Source organism: Pseudoneobacillus rhizosphaerae (assembly GCF_917563885.1).
GTDB lineage: Bacteria > Bacillota > Bacilli > Bacillales > Cytobacillaceae > Pseudoneobacillus > Pseudoneobacillus rhizosphaerae.
In genome coordinates, this window is record NZ_CAKJTG010000060.1 from 1 (window position 1) to 2,822 (window position 2,822).

At 37.9% G+C, this 2,822-nt stretch carries 3 protein-coding genes; all 3 read right to left on the reverse strand.

Going from position 1 to position 2,822, the window contains the following annotated elements; all coding sequences use genetic code 11:
- Window positions 1-154: 154 nt before the first annotated feature.
- From LRP83_RS23075 to istA, 3 genes are read right to left on the reverse strand one after another with little or no spacing between them, the layout of a single operon-like run.
- Window positions 155-358, reverse strand: a complete 204-nt coding sequence (locus LRP83_RS23075; protein WP_230499178.1) for a hypothetical protein — start codon at window positions 356-358, stop codon at window positions 155-157.
- A 3-nt stretch (window positions 359-361) separates the two neighbouring features.
- Window positions 362-1,117 carry an IS21-like element helper ATPase IstB gene (gene istB, locus LRP83_RS23080; protein WP_230499179.1) on the reverse strand — a complete coding sequence of 252 codons (756 nt, stop codon included), beginning with the start codon at window positions 1,115-1,117 and terminating at the stop codon, window positions 362-364.
- On the reverse strand, window positions 1,107-2,663 hold the full coding sequence (gene istA, locus LRP83_RS23085) for an IS21 family transposase (RefSeq protein WP_230499180.1): 1,557 nt from the start codon (window positions 2,661-2,663) through the stop codon (window positions 1,107-1,109). The genes istB and istA overlap by 11 nt, the downstream gene beginning before the upstream one ends.
- Window positions 2,664-2,822 lie beyond the last annotated feature (159 nt).

The following is a 2,822-nucleotide window of genomic DNA, read 5'->3' on the forward strand; positions in this document are numbered from 1 at the left end:
GTGATTACGGCCATAGGAATGTACCACCTGCGCCATCTTTTGTACCACACTCGGACAAAGAATTTACCAGGATGCGCCAACTCTTTACCAATTAAAACTCCTCCCAATACTATCATTGTAAAGTGGAGGAGTTTTTTGATTTAGTTCAATTGGTTTAAGCTTTGAAGTAATCTATTATAATTTTCCTTGACCCTTCGTAGATGTCCTGTTCAGTATAAGTGTATGGGAAATGTTCTCTCCCATATACATCTAAAAGCTTATTCTTTAATTCTTTAGGGAAAGGATACCACTCCTTATAGCCTATCAAATAATAGTATTCTTCCATTTTGATTAATTCTTTCCGTGTCAAAATGGACATATCTCAATCACCACTACTTAATCCATGACGCTCACGCATGGAAATTTCACCATCTAATAAGAATTGGTAAGAATCATGAACAATACGGTCAAGTATCGCTTCTGCGATAGTTCCATTACCTAATTTCAAATGCCAGCCGCTAGGATCGATTTGAGAACAGAAAATAGTGGAGGCGGTTTTATGCCGAGCTTCAGTAATCTCCAACAATATATTCGCTTCGTCCTTTGATAGTTCCGTTAGTAGCCATTCATCAAGTATAAGTACATCTGTTTTTGTGTACTTCTTAATTAACTTACGATAGCTGCCGTCGGCGGCTAATTTTGCTAGAGCTAGCTCATCCAGCAATTCAGGTAACCGAATATACTTTACATTATAAAACTGACGACATGCAGATACACCAAACGCACAAGCCATAAAGGTTTTCCCTGATCCCGTAGGTCCTTTCAGTATAACGTTATGATGCTCTTGAATATAAAGACCACTAGCTAATTTTAATATGAGTTCCTTTCTAAGTTTGCGATCCTCAAAGTACTCTATATCTTCAATGCACGCTTTTGAGTCTGAAAATGTGGCATTTTTAATTAATCGATTCAGATTATTGCTTTTACGACGGGAATATTCTAAATCAACTAATAGAGAGAATCGGTCTTCGAAACTCATAGATTTATATTCTTTATTTAGGGACTGTTCCTTGTAAGCTTCAGCCATCCCACTTAATTTCATTTCCTGTAGTTTGGACAACATTTGATCATTCAACATTTATCTTTCCTCCATAATAAGAAGCCCCACGGGTGAAGCCGTAATTGGTGTCGGTCGTTTCTGTGTTTTGATTTAATTCCTGTTCTGCATCTTTTTTCTTGTTGTTTTTTAGAATCGTTTGTATGCTCTTGACCGTCGGTCTTCTTGTCATAGTGAGCACCATTTTACATGCAAGTTCTATTTCGTATTTGGTATAACGGTGTTCCATCTTCTTAAGGGAAAAGATAGATTGTAATGCTTGTTTTTCAGATTGATAGGAATCTAAAAGGTATTGCACAACACTCAATGTTGAAGATCCAATGTTTTCTGCCCATTCAATCGCAACTTCAGGAGTTTGATCAACGAATAATTTATGATTGTCTGGCATATGTTCCCGGACGGTTGATATCTGTCCAAATCTCCCATATAATCTTTTATGTGATGTCAACCACATGTGATTAAAGTAGATAACTACCATATCATCAGAAATCTTCACGTCTACTTGTCGATTAATGTATTCGTATGGAACTGAATAAAACATGCTTTCTACAGATATATGATAATCAGGACGTACTTTGGCTGTTCTCCATTCTGATATCATATAAGGTTTGTCTGGAAGAGGGGAAAGCGCAAATTTCTCCTCTTCTTCGAATGCAGAAAAACGGCATCCTTCTTTTCGAGTAAAAGGGCGATGATTATATTCGACTAATTTCTTTCTAACTTCCTCATTCAACTCTACAATACTAAAACAGTGGGTATTCCTTAATGCCGCTATGATCCAAGTGGAAATATCCCCGACAGAGCCTTCGACACTCGGTTTATCTTTAGGGCTACGTACACGTGCCGGCATTACAATGGTATTGTAATGACTTGCCATTTCCTTATAGGTAGGATTCAGAACAAGTTCCCTTGAAGTATGTTTCGTCACCCCTGTCTTCAAATTATCCGATACAACAATCTGAGTAGAACCACCGAAATATTCATACGCACGAATATGGGCTCCAATCCAGGAATGTAAATCCATTGATAAGGTAGCTTCTGTATAAGAGAGTTGGCTGCAGGGCAATGTCGCCACGAATATATATGCTTTTACTTTTTCCCCTGTATCCCTATCAATGATAAAGGCTGTGGAACCTGCCCAATCCACTTCCATTATTTCACCTGGTTTTCTGCGGATACGCAAGGTAGCTTTGTATTTCTGCGCATAATTTCCATAGTGGCGGATGAAACTTCGATATGAGTAAGGGATTTTGTTATTTGCCCTACTTTCTGCTTCATATTCATAGTGTAGAAGAGAGAGAGTAACATTCGGTTTGGCCAGCTCTTTATGAATGTATTCAAAGTTAAGAGGTTGCCTCCCGGAAGCTTCTAATGACTTTTCTGGAAATAGAAATTCTTCGATCCATTTATCATCCATTTCCTCATCTAACGGACACACCAATCCTTTCTTCTTGGCCAATTCAATGACCTCTGTTACTTTCTGCCGAGCATTACTAGTACTTGCGGAAATCCCCCTTAAACTGATCCCCTCATCATATAATTCCAGTATCTTACGATATTGGATCATAAAAAAATACCTCCCATATAAAGTGTCATATCGAAAGATATGCTCACTAATTATATAGAAGGTATTGGGTGGTAAATAAGCTGTCGATTAGTGGTAAATTTCTTGTCATTCTTTGGTACAAAACATGTCATTAGTGGTACATTCCTATGGCCGTAATCA

Bases quoted from the DNA above. Each gene is read 5' to 3' on its own strand.
- LRP83_RS23075 (WP_230499178.1), bottom strand. From the start codon at position 358: ATGTCCATTTTGACACGGAAAGAATTAATCAAAATGGAAGAATACTAT.
- istB (WP_230499179.1), bottom strand. From the start codon at position 1,117: ATGTTGAATGATCAAATGTTGTCCAAACTACAGGAAATGAAATTAAGT.
- istA (WP_230499180.1), bottom strand. From the start codon at position 2,663: ATGATCCAATATCGTAAGATACTGGAATTATATGATGAGGGGATCAGT.